The following is a 16,834-nucleotide window of genomic DNA, read 5'->3' as shown; positions in this document are numbered from 1 at the left end:
TCCACCTATTATACATGAAAAATTTATTGATTGCTGCCGGTCTATTAGGCAGCGTTGCAACCGCACAAGCTCAGGACACGGTTAAAAAGTCGAGCAACCTTACCATAAGCGGCTATGCAGAACTTTACTACGGGTTTGATTTTAACAAACCTGCCGATAATAACCGTCCGGGTTTTGTTTATTCGCACAACCGCCATAACGAAGCAAACCTGAACCTTGGGTTTATTAAAGCTAATTATGATAATGGCAGCATCCGTGCCAACATGGCGCTGATGGCGGGCACTTATGCTAATGCCAATCTTGCTGCCGAGCAGGGCGTACTGAAAAACGTGTTTGAAGCCAATGCCGGTATCAAACTATCGAAAACGGCTAACCTATGGATTGATGGCGGTATCTTTTCATCGCACATTGGTTTTGAAAGTGCCATATCCAAAGATTGCTGGGTGCTTACGCGAAATATATCATCAGAAAATACGCCATATTATGAATCGGGCGCTAAAATGACCTACACCACCAACGATGGCAAGCTTACCCTTACCGGTTTATACCTTAACGGCTGGCAGCGCATTAACAGGCAAAACGGCAACAGCAAACCTGCCGGTGGCGTACAGGTTTATTACAAACCAACCGACAAGATTACGCTGAACTACAGCAACTACCTGGGTACCGAGGGTGCCGACTCAATAAGAGTTCGCCGCTTTTACCATAACTTTTATGGCATATTCCAGCTTACCGATGCATTCGGCATAACTGCCGGGTTTGATTATGGCACACAGCAAGCGGCTAAGGGCAGTAACGATTATAATCATGTAATATCGCCGGTAGCTATAGCGCGTTACCAATTTGCCGGTAAATACGCCGTTGCGGGGCGGGTAGAATATTACCAGGATAAAAACGGTATGCTGATAAGCACCGGTACGCCAAACGGCTTTAAAACCACCGGCTACTCGCTAAACTTTGATTATGCACCGGTAGCCAACGCGCTTATCAGGCTTGAAGGAAAGGTGTATAACAGCAAGGACAAAATTTTTGCACGGCAGGATGCTCTGGTGAACTACAATTCACTGGTAACCGCCAGCTTCGCGGTATCATTTTAATACCATAATACTTATGCGCCGGTAAACTAAAAATGGCTTGCCGGTGCTTACTTTTACAACAGTTAACAATAGTAATGGCCGGTAATAACCAAAACAGCGACAATTCGGTAAAAGAATTCATCGAACTGGTGAAGCGCTCGAGGCGCGGCAAGCTAAAGGTATATATTGGCATGAGCGCCGGTGTGGGCAAAACTTACCGTATGCTGCAGGAGGCTCATGCGCTGCTGAAAAACGGCATCGATATACAAATTGGTTACATTGAAACGCATAACCGCGCCGAAACCCATGCCCTGCTGGATGGCTTGCCGATGATCGCACGCCGTAATACCTTTTATAAAGGCAAAGAGCTGGACGAGATGGATGTGCAGGCCATACTGAACCGGCACCCTGAGGTGGTTATTGTAGATGAACTGGCGCATAGCAACATTGAGGGCAGCAAAAACAGCAAGCGCTGGCAGGATGTAATGGATATTCTGGAAGCCGGCATCAGCGTGATAACGGCTGTAAACATTCAGCATCTGGAAAGTTTGAATGAGGAAGCCGAGGACATTACCGGCATTGCCATAACTGAGCGCATACCCGACAAAGTTTTGGAACTGGCTGATGAAATAGTAAATATTGACCTTACCGCCGACGAGTTGATTGAACGCCTGCGTGCAGGTAAAATATATGATAAGAGCAAGATAGAACGGGCGCTGCAAAACTTTTTCAGGAGTGATAAGATATTGCAACTGCGGGAACTGGCGTTGAAAGAGGTGGCCCATCACCTGGAGCGGAAGATAGATATTGAGGTGCCCAAACAGATCAAGCTGCGGCCCGAACGTTTTTTGGCCTGCATATCATCAAACCATGAAACCGCTAAGGTGGTGATACGTAAAACGGCAAGACTGGCTTCATACTACCGTTCGCCGTGGATAGTTTTGTACGTGCAAAGCAGCAGCGAAAGCATGGAGCGTATTAAGCTGGATAAACAACGCCACCTGATTAACAACTTTAACCTGGCTACCCAACTGGGTGCCGAGCTGATGAAAATAAAAAGCGACCAGATCACGCAAACCATTATGCAGGTGGCCGAGGAGCGTGAAATTACCACCATTTGCATAGGTAAACCGCACCTCAGCCTTTTCCAGGTGATATGGCGTACCACTGTATTTAACCAGTTACTAAACAAGATAGCCACTACTGAAACCGACTTAGTTATACTGTCATGAAGATAAAGACCAAATTGCGGCTGGGCTTCGGCTTTTTGTTTGCCGTAGTGATATTTTTTGGAGCGCTTTCATTATTCTACATCAACGAGATAGCCAAAAGCTCGCAGGTAATATTAAAGGATAATTATGAAACCCTGCGCTACATCCGCGAGATGCGCCGTGAGTTGGATGAGCAATTCCTCCCGCTGGATAAGGCATCGGCATATAAATTCAGCCGATCCTTACTAAAGGAGCGAAACAACATTACCGAAACCGGCGAACGGGAAGCTGTTGAGCGTTTAACCGCCGCGTTCAGTAAAATCACAATGCCCGGTATAACAGCCCCCCAATTGGAGGCTACGGAAAGGCAGATCCGCGCTATCCTGATGGATATTGAGGATGTAAATATGCGAGCCATTGTGCGCAAGCACGCCGCCGCCCAGGCATCGGTACAAAGAACAACCGTTTTGCTGGGCTTCGCGGGTACTGTTACCTTTTTAATATTGTTCAGCTTCAGCGTGAATTTTCCGGGATTTATATCAGGGCCGTTACGCAAGTTGCAGGAAGGCATCTCCGAGATCAGCAAAAAAAACTATGCTACCCGGCTGGATTTCAGGCAGGATGATGAATTTGCCGATGTTGCCCAGGCCTTTAATAACATGGCTACCCGACTGCGCGATTGGGAGAACAGTAACCTGGCCACCGTACTATCTGAAAAGCGGCGGATTGAAGCTATTATTGAGCAGATGCAGGATGCCATTATCGGGGTGAATGAAAAGCAGGAGATACTATTCATAAATACCGCGGCTAAAAAAATACTGAGTTTACAGGATGACCGCCCCGAGGGGAAACTCATCAGCGAGCTTACCCGGCAGAATGATTTGCTGCGATCTATTATTGATGAGCAGGTAAAAGCCAAGCCATTTAAAATTGTGGTAGATGGCAAGGAATCGCACTTTCAGTTGCAAACCCGTGAGATAAGCGTACCTAACATGAAGCCCGCCGTAACCGACGGCATTAACCTGGCCAATACACCTGCCGGGAAGGTATACATCCTCGAAAATATTACCGAATTTAAGGAACGCGACGAGGCCAAAACTAATTTTATCGCCACCATATCGCATGAGCTGAAAACGCCTATATCTTCGATCAGGTTAAGTTTAAAATTATTGAACGATCAGCGTATAGGCCCTGTGAACGAGGAGCAGCGCCAACTGGTAAATCATATACAGGAGGACACCAACCGCCTGCTTAAAATAACCAGCGAACTGCTTGAACTGTCGCAAGTTGAAACGGGTAACATTCAGCTCAATTTTGTACCGGCCGAACCTGCACAGATAGTGGATTACGCTATAGACTCAGTAAAATTTCAGGCTGAGCAAAAGGGTGTAGCGCTTGAAGTGCTGACCGATGCTAACCTGCCTAAGGTACGTGTGGATATGGAAAAGACCGCCTGGGTGCTGGTCAACTTTTTATCGAATGCGCTGCGGTATAGTCCGGAGAAATCAAAGGTGGTTATCCGGGTTACAAAACATGGCCAATGGGTGGAATTTTCGGTAAAGGATATGGGTAAAGGCATTGACGAGCAATTTCAGAAACGCCTGTTCGACCGTTATTTCCAGGTACCTACCGATGGGCAAAACAAATCCGGCTCAGGCTTAGGGCTGGCTATCTCCAAGGATTTTATTGAGGTACAACAGGGGCAGATCGGGCTGGAAAGTGCATTGGGCGAAGGCAGCAGGTTTTACTTTTTGCTTCCGGTCATTTAACATCCATTAAAACCAACTATAACATTTTATAAACAAATAAAGGGAGCCGCCTTACGGCAACTCCCTCTTAGTAATAAGTATTCAGGTTATTTGGTAAAATCAAATTTTCCCTCAAACAGCTTGCCTACAACCGGCAGCGGTTTAAGTGCCTCATTGTTGGCTGTAATTATGCCCAGCAATAACAATACAAGCGTAATTAAGCTTACAATAAGCGAAATAAAGGCTAATGATGGGATTATAAAAGCAAGTATAGATACGGCTATACTTAATACTATCGACAGTATAACAAGCCCCAGCGATTGCCCAAGGTGATAATTAACCAAGGCACTTTTATCAGTACTTTTTTTATACTGCAAATACGCGATCACCCATCCTATGATGGTGATGTAAGACACGATGGCCATGCTTTTGTTAGTCATGATATTTGTTTTTTTAAGTTAAATGATGAAGCCAAAATTAGGGTGGCTGCATAACCTTACCAAATAACCAATGCCTACAGCGTGTCTACATCCAAGTTGCAAAACGTCTACAAATCATCTACAACAATAAGGTAAGTATTTGTGTTACAAGGTATATTATGCTGAAAGCAGCGTTAACCGAACGCGTTAATTAGCTCAATATGATATATTTACACTTATGCCTTTCAAAAACATATTAGCCGTAGCCTTTTTAATTACGCTTTTTAGCCTTAGAGCACCTGTATATGCGCAATCAGGTGTTATTGATTCATTGAAGCTCAGCCTGCAAAAAGCAAACCGCCAAACCAAGCCGGTATTAACGGCTGAAATTGCCCGAGCGGGCTTTGAAATGAATATTGACCGTTCTATTGAGCAGGCTATGCAGGCTATAGCATTGGCAAAAGGCATTAAAGATGCGGGCACCAAAGCCTTTTGTTATGCTACTATGGGGCACTTGCTGGTACAAAAAAACCAGGAAAAAAGAGCATCAGCCTATATTGATAGCGCCGTAAGGTGTGCCGATAGATCAAACAACCGTACGCTGGCGGCATTTGCCTGGCTGCGCAAAGGCTGGCTTGAGATGGTAAAAGGCAATAATGAAAAGGCCATGTCGGGGTTTTTGAAAGCCGAGAAGCTGATTGAACAGGCTGATGACCGGCGTTCGACAAGTTACAAAGTACTTATTAACCATTACATTGCCGGTATATACGCTTACGGCAGCGACACCCTTAAACAGCATAAGTACGCTGCTGCCAGCCTTAACGCGGCACTACGCAGCGGTTACCCGGATGACCTGCAAATGGGCTACATGAGCGTGGCGCACAGCTATTTTTCGGCATTTGAGCGTGATACTACCAGGCGAAACCTGTTATATACCTCTCTGAATTACTTTAGGCAGGCCGCTGATATTTATCAGCGCAACCGCGATAAGATCATGATACAAAGCAATGCCTCGGCCGTTGCTTTAAATATGGCTAACAGTTATTTCAAATATTACCCGGTTAGTTATAAGGATAGCACCCAAAAGTATGTGAACATAGCCCTTGACATTGCCCGCCGCACTAAAAGCAAAGAGGTTATTGCCAATTGCTATGGTATATTAAGTGAGTATGCGCTGCGCGAGCGGAACTTTAAACAAGCGGAATTCTATCTGCAAACCGGTATAGCCGAAATGGCAGGCTCATCATCGGGTGTGGATATTACCCGGTCGCGCATGATGCTGGGGCTGGCAAATGTAGCCGAAAAAAGCGGCGATATAAATAAGGCCCTCGCTTACTACAAGCAATACAGCGCTTATTACGCCAAGGTTTTTGATGTGCAAAAGCTGGCTATTACGCAGCAACTGGAGGAAGAGTATCAATCAGCACAAAAGGAAAATGAGATTTTAAGGCTGCGCGAACGGGCTGATTATAATAAACGCCTTAATTGGTTGTATGTGGCCATTGGCTCGGTAGGCATAATCTCGCTGGGCTTGTTGCTGAGCTCCTATCATTTCAGGTTAAAGGCATCGCAAAAGCAAAAGCAACTGTCTGAACAGAAAAAAGAAGAAGCTGAACTTTTGGCCCGTTTACAACAAGCCGAAGCCCAGCGACTGACCCTTGAAAAACAGGAAGTGGAGTTACAAGCCAACCTGCGTAAAGAGGAAAGCGCCAAACTACAGGCACAACAAGAACTATTGCAGGACCGTACCGAATGGCTGGAAAAGGAACTATTGGCAGGAACCTTGAAAATCGAAGAAAAGAACGCTATACTTGAACTACTGAAAGAGAAAGCCCGCGCGGCGGACTCGCCTGCCATAGGGCGGCAAATAGGCCGTATCATTAACCAAAACCTGCGGATGGATAAAAATCTCGACGAGCAGCAACAGGCTTTCAGCAACATCCATCCCGGATTTTTCAGCAGTTTGCAGGAACGGGCCGACAATAGCCTCACCCGCCTCGACCTGAAATATTGCGCCTATATATTAATGCGTTTGGATAATAAGGAAGTGGCCAACCGCCTTGGGGTTGAACCTAAAAGCATCAGGATGGCACGTTACCGCCTTAAACAAAAACTGAAACTCGACAAGGATATGAACCTTGACCAATTTGTACAATCACTTGAAAAGACGGATCAGTAATTAAGCATTAACAAAAATTTGTTTATAGAACAGCTTAATTACTCAACATTGTAATAAAACACATTACGACCGAGTATGCCCGAAGCTCCGATCCCTTCAACAGTAACTTTGTAACGCCCTTTGCTGTCGGCGTTAAAATAACCTACAGTGGCTTTACCCTCCTTGTTGGTTCGCACATCAGGATTCCAATATATGGTTGATCGAAGGTCAGGAATATTTGCATCATGCTTAACATCATAACGCGGCGAGTAAAATTCTTTTACACGAGCGAAACCCCGTGGTGTGGTTATAACATTGGATGGCGTATATGATTTTCGGGTAAATCCCCGTTTGGTTTGTATCACGATGGCCGGGCCACCTAACATTGACATTTGCGCCATGCTTGTTCTCACTACCTGAATTTTTAGGATGTCGGTTATATTCATACCGTTTCCATTCAAAAGATCACTTGCTTCTATCGAATCGATCTTTGATCCGTCAACGATCACCAGCATAGGTGACAGCTTATCACCTACCCTTGAATGCGGCCAGTTTGATAGCGTTCCGTTCTGTGAAAATGTTACGCCACGTAATTCACCCTGAAAACACATCCAAAGTGCACCGCACGCTTTTGTTGTATCAGGTATATATACCTGATCGGCAACGGCCTCGGGGATACTATACCCCCCTAACGCACCTATCCGATTAATTTGCTTGCCTTTTATTTTAACCTCGGTAAGCTGTTTGCCCTGGCTCAGCATACCATATTTCTGATCGTCTGCCTTACGTTTATCTGTAAAAGCTTTAGTATTCTTGTATATGTCGGTCAGCAGATCAGGCTGATTTTTATTAAACCCGGCATCAGGAGTGGTGGTTTTATTTAATATTACCTGCACATTGTTACTACCTTTTGCCGTTTTTCCCTGCACTACAAACTTAATCGATTGGGGTAACACTACATGAAAGGCAAACTTACCGTCAGCATCAGTTATGGTATCAGTTGGCGGTATGCCCGGCGAAAACAACAATACATTCCCCCCCGAAACAGGCTTACCACCGAGGGTTAGCAAACGGCCCGAAATCTCGGTTGCTAATTTTTCAGCCTTATACTGCGGAACTATCGGTTTGCCGCTCAATAGCTCTTTCCAGGTAAAGCGCCGGTATCCCTGCGTCATCATCAGGTTATCCAAATGGCGGGCTGCATCAGTATTAGCATCATTAAAATAGTATCCCGGCTGTTCAACATATCCCTTTAAATCCGCAGTAAGCAATAATTGCGATAAGATGCTGTTTTCATTATCATGCTGCCCGGGCAGCATACTTTCGTTTACAGCGGTTATTGAAAAACTGCCTATTACCGGTTTGCCATCAGGCTGTAAGGCATCAATATTAATATTAACTTTTTCGCGGGTTTGGTATTCCTTTTTTTCGGCGTGGGCGTTTAGCGCCATGCGGTCGTTTTTATTAATAAAAGTAATACGCTCATTTAACGGTTCGCTATTTTGGTTAAATAGGGTAAAATGTGTTATACCTGATAGTAATTCCTTTTTCTCAACCCAAACAGATGTCATGGATTTGGAAGGTTTAAACGTTGCGGCAAAGCCGATATTACCACCATTTTGTGCCAGTAACGCCACAGTTGCCCCCTGCTGTAACAATGAGGCCGGGGTGTAAACACGAACGAGCACACTATCACCTGGTAAGTTATGTACAGCAAGTAAATAACCATTATCGTTAGCGGCAGGCAATGGTACCTGTGCTGTTGAGCCATCAATATATGTTATTTTAGCAATGTATTTTTTGCCTGACTGCGGCATAAAATTAAAAGCCCCCATACCTAAATGCATGCTCTCGAATGATGCCACTTCCTGATTATTATTATCTGATATAACACCTTTTACATCAGTGCCCCGGCCATCTGGCGATACCGCTTTAAAGGCAATGCGGCTTACAAAGCCATTCACCATGTTTCCTCCCTCCGGAAAAAACTGCACATCACTTTGAACCAACCCCGGCTGTAAAGCAAAAACCTTGATCAGCTCGCGTTTACCCGGCATTTCAAGTGTTGTTTGTATATGCGTTTGTTTGTAGCTTGCTATTTGCTCTGCGCTTAGTTGCACCTTAATTGTACCATTAGCATCAGTTTCTAAACGTTTAATAACCGTTTTACTCCCTGTTTTAATGTCGCATTTTACATCCTTGTTGCCAATAGGCTCGCCGTTTTCATTGGTATAGCTTACAATGGCGTACACTCTTGGCTTACCATCGTTCTGTTCATACTGATAGGTAATGTTAGCCGCAACCTCGGGGTGCACCTTAACAACAGTTAAAGTATGATCGAAAAAGTAATCTTCGCCCGCATTACGCATCCATTCCGTATAAGCCCGCAAACGATAGTTACCATCAGTCAAACCATCTTCAAGTACAATGTTACCATTACTTAAACCGGCAACTACAGGCAGTTTAAGGCTTTTTTCAACCTGATTGCGCTCGTTTATAAGGTCGACATATACGGCACCGCTGAGTGTTGATAGTAAATGCTTTGCCCCAACAGTAATATAAGCTTTAAAATATAGCGTATCGCCTACCGCGTAGTAGGGCTTATCAGTATGCAGGTATATTTTTTCTTGAGGAAGATTAGCTTTCCATTCAGTAAGTGCTGTTGTTATCTTGTCGAGAGGGGTATCGTCAATTACAGTGAAGGCCGTTAGCGTGGCTATTGATAAACAAATTGCCACAACTATACGTTGCGATAAAGATTTAGGCATTAGTAAGCAGGTTAATTCCTACAATTTTATGAAATTACCCGCTAAAAAGCAAATTAGTTTAAAGTCCTGATAACTATTTGATATAAGATCAATCATTATCATAAAACAGCCAAACAAAACACTATATAGATGGGCGCTGATGCACGCTGAACGGAACCGCTATTTTTTTGCATTCGTTATTAAGGATCAGTTCCGCTGTTTTTGAGCCTAACAAATTAAAGTCGGTTGATATGGTAGTGATCCCGTTCAGGATGATCTGTTTGATGGCTGTTTCGTTATAGGATATAATACCCACATCTTTCCCGATCTCCAGCCCCTGCAATCTGGCCGCCTGTATCATCCGTACCAAATCATTCTCAACAACAGTTATATAGGCCGTTCTTTCAGTTATCGGTTGATTTTCGAGCGAAGGAATTATCTCCTGCTCAAAAAAATACGCGTCGCAAAAATGCTTAAAACCGCTTATAATAGCATTGGAGTGATAGGTACCTGAAGGAAAAACGAGTTTCAGCGAATCGTACTTTTTTAGCGGATCCAACAATTTCACCAGCGCGTTAAATATATCGCTCTCAAAATCTTCATATACCGTGATGTATTTACCAGTGATCTGCGGAACAGGCTTATCCATAATAACCAGCTTTTCACGCGGTACCAGCCTGATCACGTCGATAGATTCTTCTTCGTTCTCTATAAAATAAGGCACGATGATGATCTTATCGTAATCTGATTTTACCTTTTCGGTGATGATCTTTTTAAACAGGTAAAAATCATTGTTATACACATAAAAATCAATCGCCGCGCTTTTGCCGATAGTTTCAACAAAGGCATCGTAAATAATCTTTTTATGGGTACTAAGCTTATTAAAAAGCAGCAGCAGCTTTAGCGGCCGGTCAAAATCAGTTTTTTGTATAAAGGCACCCTTGCCGGGTATGGTACGCATGATGCCCGCCTTTTTCAGTTCGTTATAAAAACGCTCAATGGTATTCCTTGAAATATCAAGCGCGAAACTCAGGTCGTTGATAGAGGGCATAACATCGCCTTCAATAATTTTACCGTTCTCAATAGCCAGCAGTACGCTGTTAACCAGTTGCAGGTACTTTGGCGTGATGGAGTACTCATCAACCGATAAAATCTTTAAAAAATTCTTCATCAAATACGCTGGCTTCGCTCAAACAAAGTTAATGGCTTTATAATGCCCTAATGTAAATAAACCTGTTCACAAAGCAATCTGCTCCATTACAATCCTGTCGCTACGGTTTTCAGGCCTCTTTCTTTTATCAACTGATCGCGGACGTTCAATTTGCGAAATGCCACCACAGGGTCAATTGCACCTCCCGTACGTAAACGCGCTTCGGCTAACATCGGGCGCACATCGGTACGGTAAGCCGTTTGCAGCATATCCTGCGCCCCGGCGACATCATTATTTTGCTGTGCCGTGCGTAATGCGGACTGATCTATTAACAATGCCTGCGCGTAAGCTATCTTGATCGCCTCTACTGATTGCAGCAAATCCTCAACCGGGTCTTTTACGTTGTGCGATGCATCGATCATCCAGCCTATACCGGTAGCATGATCTAATCCCCGGGCATCCATACCCTCAACCAACTCATTAAATATCAGGAATAACTGGTACGGATTGATGCTGCCTACGGTGAGGTCGTCATCACCATATTTTGAATCGTTAAAATGAAAACCGGCCAGTTTGCCTTCCATCAATAATAAGGATACGATCTGCTCGATATTGGTGTTTGGCAGATGGTGGCCCAGATCAACCAGCGTACTTGCCTTTGCGCCTAATTTATTGGCCAGCAGATACGATTGGCCCCAATCGCCAATAGTAGTGGAGTAAAAATTGGGTTCGTAGGGTTTGTATTCTATCCAGATCTTCCAATCTTCCGGTAGCGCGTTATAAATTTCCTGCAGGCTCTCGCAGGTATTTTGAAACGCGTTACGAAAATTCAACTGACCAGGAAAATTCGATCCATCAGCCAGCCATACCGAAAGCGCTTTTGAGCCAAGCTCCACGCCATACTTTATTACCTCGATGTTATGTTCAACCGCCTGCCTGCGCACGGCTTTATCTACATGATGCAGCGAGCCGTATTTATAACTGAGCGGCTGATCCCTTTGATCCTGAAAGGTATTGGAGTTTACGGCATCAAAATGTAACCCTAACTGTGAAGCAAGCGACTTTATTGACGAGGCATTGTCCGGAATATCCCAGGGTATATGCAGCGAGATACTGTTACTTGAGCGGTTAAGCGCGTGGATCAGGCCTACATCCTCAATTTTTTCTTCAAGGCTGCGGGGCTCTCCCCCACCCGAAAACCTGCCGAAACGTGTACCCCCTGTACCCAGCGCCCAACTTGGAATAGCAATATTAAATGCCTCCAGTTTTTTAACTACTGCTTCAGCTCCGGAAACCTCGCCTGATATATAATTGAACTTACGCTGATGTGCCGAAAGCACATCACTGTTCAGGTTTTGAATTAATTGCTTCTCTAATTGCATACAGGTATAATTTGGTATTATAACCGGACAGCAATTGGTAGGCTGCCCGGTATAAATTTAGCATTAACGCACAAATCCGGCAGCTACACCACCATCAACATTTATTACATTTCCGGTTGATTTATTGAGCAATCCCCCGGTAATAGCTACACAGGCATTGGCAATATCTTCCGGCAGTATGATCTCGTTCAGCAAGGTACGTTTTGCGTAATAGGCAGGCAATTCCTCAACAGTAATGCCGTAAGCCTTGGCACGGCCTTCGGCCCAGCCGCCTGCCCAAATATTACTATCACTGATAACCGCATCGGGGTTTACTACGTTCACCCGTATCTTATCAGCACCCAATTCAGCAGCGTTTAAACGGCTTAAATGTAATTGGGCTGATTTGGCGCTGCCATAACCCGCGTTGTTAGGGCCGCTAACCAACGCGTTTTTACTTACTATGTTGATAATATCGCCGCCAATAGCCTGCTTTTTCATGATAGCGGTTGCAGCCTGTGTAACCAAAAACTGGCCTTTCACCAAAACATCATACAACAGGTCCCAGTCCTTTTCGGTATGGTCAGCTATGGTTTTTGAGATGGAAAGGCCGGCATTGTTCACTATAATATCAACCCCGCCAAATGCCAGTGCGGCGGCATCAAACGCAGCCTTGATCTGGCCGGCATCGGTAACATCAAGCACAGCGGTAGTGTAGGCATCCTTACCAAATTTTGCATGAAACTCCTGCGCAGCGCCTTCAAGGCGTTCGGCATTCATATCATTAAGTATTACTACCGCGCCCTCCTCTACAAATTTTTTAGCGATGGCCTTGCCTATCCCTCCGGCACTGCCGGTTACCAATGCCACACGGCCTGATAGTATTTTAGGCTTAGGCATCCGTTGCAGCTTGGCTTCTTCAAGCAGCCAGTACTCAATATCAAATGCTTCCTGCCGTGGTAACGAGGTATACTCAGATATCGCCTCGGCACCTTTCATCACGTTGATGGCGTTGATGTAGAACTCGGCAGCAACACGGGCGGTTTGCTTATCCTTGGCAAAGGTAAACATACCCACTCCCGGATACAGTATAACCACCGGGTTGGCATCGCGGATAGCCGGGCTATTATCGTGTTTGCAGGTATTATAATAGTCGGTATACATCTGCCGGTAGGCTTCAAATGCCGGGGCAAGCTGTGCTTTTAACCCATCCACATCACTCAGATCAGCATTTTTATCCAGTTCCAGTACCAGCGGACTGATCTTGGTACGTAAAAAGTGATCGGGGCAACTGGTACCCAGCGGAGCAAGGCGTTCCTGGTCATTGGAGTTAATAAATTCCAGCACGCGCACATCATCAGTAAAATGGCCAACCATGCGGGTTTTTGATGAGCAGAAACCACGCAGTACAGGTGCCAGGGCGGCCGCCTGTTTTTTACGGTCAGCCTCAGCAAGGCTATCTATTTTTTGTCCGCCAAAAACAGACCCTTTTTTGCCATAGTTCTGTTCCAGGTATTCGGCGCATTTTTCAATTACTTCAAGGGTATTGATATAGCTCTCGTAAGCGGTATCGCCCCAGGTAAATAAACCGTGCGAGCCCAGCATAATGCCCCGTATGCCGGGGTTAGCATCTAAACAAGCCTTTAGCTGCAAGCCGAGTTCAAAGCCGGGTTTCTTCCATTCCACCCAACCTATGGTGCCGCCAAAAAGTTCTTCGGTTATTTTTTTACCATCCTTTGCTGCCGCGATGGCAATGGCCGCGTCGGGGTGCAGGTGGTCAATATGTTTAAATGGCAAAAAGCCATGCAGCGGCGTATCAATTGAAGGGGCTTTTGATGACAGATCAAAAATACAGTGGTTAAACAACTCAACCATTTCGTCCTCAAACTCAACCCCACGATAAATATTTTTCAGGCTGCGCAGCCTGTCCACATACAGTGCTGCAAGGCCGCTTTTTTTCAAAGTTCCTAAATCGCCGCCGGAGCCTTTAACCCACATTACCTCTGCATCGGCACCCGTTAACGGGTCTTTAGCTATTACTTTGCAGGAAGTGTTGCCGCCGCCGTAATTGGTAAGCCGCAGGTCAGCACCCAGCAAGTTGGAACGGTATATTAACAGGGCTACCTCATCACCGGCGAGCTTTGCAGTCTCCGCCTCATCCCACAAATAGCTTACATGTTTAAATTGTGTGTTATTGAACGACATATATAATTGTATTATTTATTAACTTATTTTAATGAATTGCCATACCCTACAAAAAGTACCGACAGAATAATAGTAACGATGCCAACCAGCAAAGTAGTTATAGCCATTTTACTTACGCCTTTCCACTCTTTTAATATCAGGCCCCATAAATTGGCTATCAGTATGATGGATGCCATGTGCAATATCCACGAGCTGGCACCATTACCCAGCTTGCTCTCCCCCATGCCATAAAAAAAGAATTGCAGAAACCACGTTGTGCCTGCCAGTGCGGAGAACAGGTAGTTTTTAAATAACGGCGTACCACTATCCGTGTAATTACCGAAAGTTTTATTGCGGGCGTTCAGTATCATGCACCATATAAAGTTGGTGGTAAGGCCGCCCCACAGGATCACTACATAGGTAACATTGTTTGAGAACAGATAATTGCCCTGCCCCGGATGCTGTGCCTGCCATGCCGCATTGGCTACATCGGCCATGCTTTTACCGGCCTCAATACCAAAATTAAAGCAGGCACTTAATACGCCCGATACAATGGCTACCAGTATGCCCAAGCCAAAACGATATTCCTTATTACTTGAATTTAGCTGCCCGCGGGCGGTAAGATCACGCTCTTTTAAAGTGCCTGCCCTGCCGCAGATAACAATGCCAACCACACATATTAAAATACCCAGCAACACCATTTGCCCCCAGTGGCTGTTAAGCATTTCGGTTATGGTGGTTTTACCTTCTTCAGGATAAATGTTGTAATAAACTGATGGTATTATAGAGCCGAAAACGGCGCACAGCCCTAAGATGATAGTACTACCTAATGATACCCCCAGGTAGCGTACCCCAAGCCCGTAAGTTAAACCGCCAATACCCCACAGTAACCCGAAAAAATAGGTTAAAAGCAGTATTTGTCCGTTGGTTTGCCGTATGATTTCGCTAAAGTTCGGGATCGTTAACCAAGCTGCAACAGGCGGTACAATCAGCCACGAGAAAATGCCGCCAACTATCCAGAAACTCTCCCATGCCCAGCCCTTTACCTTTTTATAGGGGATGTAAAAGCTGCCGGAAGCAAAGCCCCCTATAAAGTGATATATGATTCCGAAAATAACTTGCATGTAGTTTAAATAGGTTAGTATAACAGGTTATTACGAAAGTATATATTAACGGATGATGAACCGTCCTTTACTGTCTTTAAATTACAACAAGCATTGATATTGCTAAGCCGGGTAATGTTTTAGTTCGATCAGGTTGTTTGGTTGCGGCAATGTATTCCATGCCTGGTGCACCGCCAACGCGGCGCCAACGGCAGTAGCCTGTGCTACAGAGGCCGCGAAAACCTTTAATTCAGGAAAAGCGGATGCGAGCAGTTGCATAAAAACAGGATTTTTACTGAACCCGCCATCTACAAACAACTGCTTTACCGGGGTGCCTTTTATAACCAGTTCGGTAGCATACTTTTGCTGTGCTACCAGATCCATCATCAGTTGATGGTAAGCTTCTGTATCGTCAGTAAAAGCATGCAAATCGCGCGTAGAGAATGGTTGGGGTTGGTTATTATGATCTTCGTTTTTAAGATGATGATCCTGTTCTGTTAACCTTGATATTATAGCAGTATCCAACTCTGTGTATTTGTATTTAGATGCTTCCTGACCAAAGTATTCAGCTATCCGTTTGGTTTGCTGCTCGTATTGGTACCCTGCAAATAAGCGGGAGGCTTTTACAGGCAAGCCCTGGTATTGCATATATTTAAGCGTGTCGTTAGCTAATTCATCCGCTGTAAGTGGTAATTGGTTAAACGGGTTAAGGCTTATGTTCCAGGTCCCTGTGGATAGCAGTACAAAAGGCTCATTAAAACTCACCAGATAAGGTATAAGCGCGGCCGAACTATCGTGCAGCCCGATGCCAACGTGTAGTTGATGCCCCTCTAATTCAATAGCTACTGTTTTATTGCCGGGCATTACCGGGGCGAGTACTGCCGTTAGCCCTTCGGCCTGCACCCAGTTATGATAATCGCCTTTATTAAAATTCCAAAGGACGGTATGGCAGCCAATGCTCGTCAGGTCCGAAAAGGCTTTATTTGTAAGCAAATAACTCAGGTATTGCGGCAAATGCAGGGCTGATTGTACTTTTTGGTAAATGCCGGGTTGCTCCTGTTTGAGCCGGTAAAGCTGCAAGCCGGAGTTAAGGTTGCCCAAAGCAGGCGAAGCGGTTTGCATGGCAATTGTAGCTTCATCACCATACGTTTGGTAAAACCGTTGCTTCAACTCATCAGGATAAGGTTTGAGGTAACTGTAAAGCGGCGTAAGTATTTTTCCTGCTTCATCCAGGTAAACAAAACTTGCCCCGTAAGCCGAAAAATTGACTGCCTTTAACTCGTATTGCGGTAGGTTGATCACTTCCTTGAGCGAGTTTAAGATCCACTGACCAAGGTTATCTATATCTTCGCATGGATCGCCATCCTCGTCTATAGTTTCATCAAAACAAGCCGAGCTTTCCTGAACAATTTTATACTGCTCGTTAAATAGAAAAAGCTTTTTGTTGGTTTTACCAACATCAAAAATAGCAATTACAGGTGTAACATCAATCATTAATTGGTATCAGTAAGGCGCGTAATAGCCGCTCGGCAAATACAATATGAATAAACAAACTAATTTATAAAGCAGGTTAGCGGCGGTTAATAATTTGCCCTAAGTTAACAGTAACGGGCAATTTCACTATCCTTAGCTGTCTGCTTAATGTACAAATAATTAAATAGTTTAAAATTTATCCGC

General features: G+C 44.8%; 11 protein-coding genes. 4 read left to right on the top strand and 7 right to left on the bottom strand.

Features of this window, described 5'->3' with window-relative positions; all coding sequences use genetic code 11:
- The first annotated feature begins 14 nt into the window (after window positions 1–14).
- The 3 genes from AC3WJC_RS05140 (at window position 15) to AC3WJC_RS05130 (ending at window position 4,056) form a co-directional block, all read left to right on the top strand.
- The gene (locus AC3WJC_RS05140) at window positions 15–1,097 is read left to right on the top strand and encodes a porin (RefSeq protein ID WP_492398000.1); all 1,083 of its coding nucleotides are present in this window, start codon (window positions 15–17) and stop codon (window positions 1,095–1,097) included.
- Window positions 1,098–1,171: 74 nt separating this feature from the next.
- On the top strand, window positions 1,172–2,308 hold the full coding sequence (locus AC3WJC_RS05135; RefSeq protein WP_492397999.1) for a sensor protein KdpD: 1,137 nt from the start codon (window positions 1,172–1,174) through the stop codon (window positions 2,306–2,308).
- Window positions 2,305–4,056 carry an ATP-binding protein gene (locus tag AC3WJC_RS05130; protein WP_492397998.1) on the top strand — a complete coding sequence of 584 codons (1,752 nt, stop codon included), beginning with the start codon at window positions 2,305–2,307 and terminating at the stop codon, window positions 4,054–4,056. Before AC3WJC_RS05135 ends, AC3WJC_RS05130 begins: the two co-directional genes overlap by 4 nt.
- Before the next feature lie 86 nt (window positions 4,057–4,142).
- Here AC3WJC_RS05130 and AC3WJC_RS05125 read toward each other — a convergent pair whose 3' ends face one another.
- A complete protein-coding gene (locus tag AC3WJC_RS05125; RefSeq protein ID WP_492397997.1) occupies window positions 4,143–4,475 on the bottom strand; it encodes a magnetosome magnetite crystal formation protein family in 333 nt (110 codons plus the stop codon).
- A 217-nt stretch (window positions 4,476–4,692) separates the two neighbouring features.
- Here AC3WJC_RS05125 and AC3WJC_RS05120 point away from each other — a divergent pair, with 217 nt between their 5' ends.
- Window positions 4,693–6,633, top strand: a complete 1,941-nt coding sequence (locus tag AC3WJC_RS05120) for a LuxR family transcriptional regulator (protein WP_492397996.1) — start codon at window positions 4,693–4,695, stop codon at window positions 6,631–6,633.
- A 38-nt stretch (window positions 6,634–6,671) separates the two neighbouring features.
- On the opposite strand, the gene AC3WJC_RS05115 is transcribed toward AC3WJC_RS05120, so the two are convergent.
- From AC3WJC_RS05115 to AC3WJC_RS05090, 6 genes are all read right to left on the bottom strand, one after another.
- The gene (locus AC3WJC_RS05115) at window positions 6,672–9,380 is read right to left on the bottom strand and encodes a carboxypeptidase-like regulatory domain-containing protein (RefSeq protein ID WP_492397995.1); all 2,709 of its coding nucleotides are present in this window, start codon (window positions 9,378–9,380) and stop codon (window positions 6,672–6,674) included.
- A gap of 121 nt (window positions 9,381–9,501) precedes the next feature.
- Window positions 9,502–10,530, bottom strand: coding sequence for a GntR family transcriptional regulator (locus AC3WJC_RS05110; RefSeq protein ID WP_492397994.1), 1,029 nt, complete (start codon window positions 10,528–10,530; stop codon window positions 9,502–9,504).
- Between the two features lie 86 nt (window positions 10,531–10,616).
- A complete protein-coding gene (locus AC3WJC_RS05105; protein ID WP_492397993.1) occupies window positions 10,617–11,891 on the bottom strand; it encodes a sugar isomerase in 1,275 nt (424 codons plus the stop codon).
- Between the two features lie 63 nt (window positions 11,892–11,954).
- Window positions 11,955–14,075: a bifunctional aldolase/short-chain dehydrogenase gene (locus tag AC3WJC_RS05100; protein WP_492397992.1), complete on the bottom strand. Its 2,121-nt coding sequence runs from the start codon at window positions 14,073–14,075 to the stop codon at window positions 11,955–11,957.
- A 23-nt stretch (window positions 14,076–14,098) separates the two neighbouring features.
- A complete protein-coding gene (rhaT, locus tag AC3WJC_RS05095; protein ID WP_492397991.1) occupies window positions 14,099–15,178 on the bottom strand; it encodes an L-rhamnose/proton symporter RhaT in 1,080 nt (359 codons plus the stop codon).
- Window positions 15,179–15,280: 102 nt separating this feature from the next.
- Window positions 15,281–16,651 (bottom strand): FGGY-family carbohydrate kinase, encoded by a 1,371-nt coding sequence (locus AC3WJC_RS05090; protein WP_492397990.1) that lies wholly within the window; start codon window positions 16,649–16,651, stop codon window positions 15,281–15,283.
- Window positions 16,652–16,834: the final 183 nt, after the last annotated feature.

It is taken from the genome of Mucilaginibacter sp. FW306-07-L, from assembly GCF_058782065.1.
The sequence above is the reverse complement of the archived record's forward strand: the minus strand, read 5'-3'. Positions and strand labels throughout refer to the sequence as shown.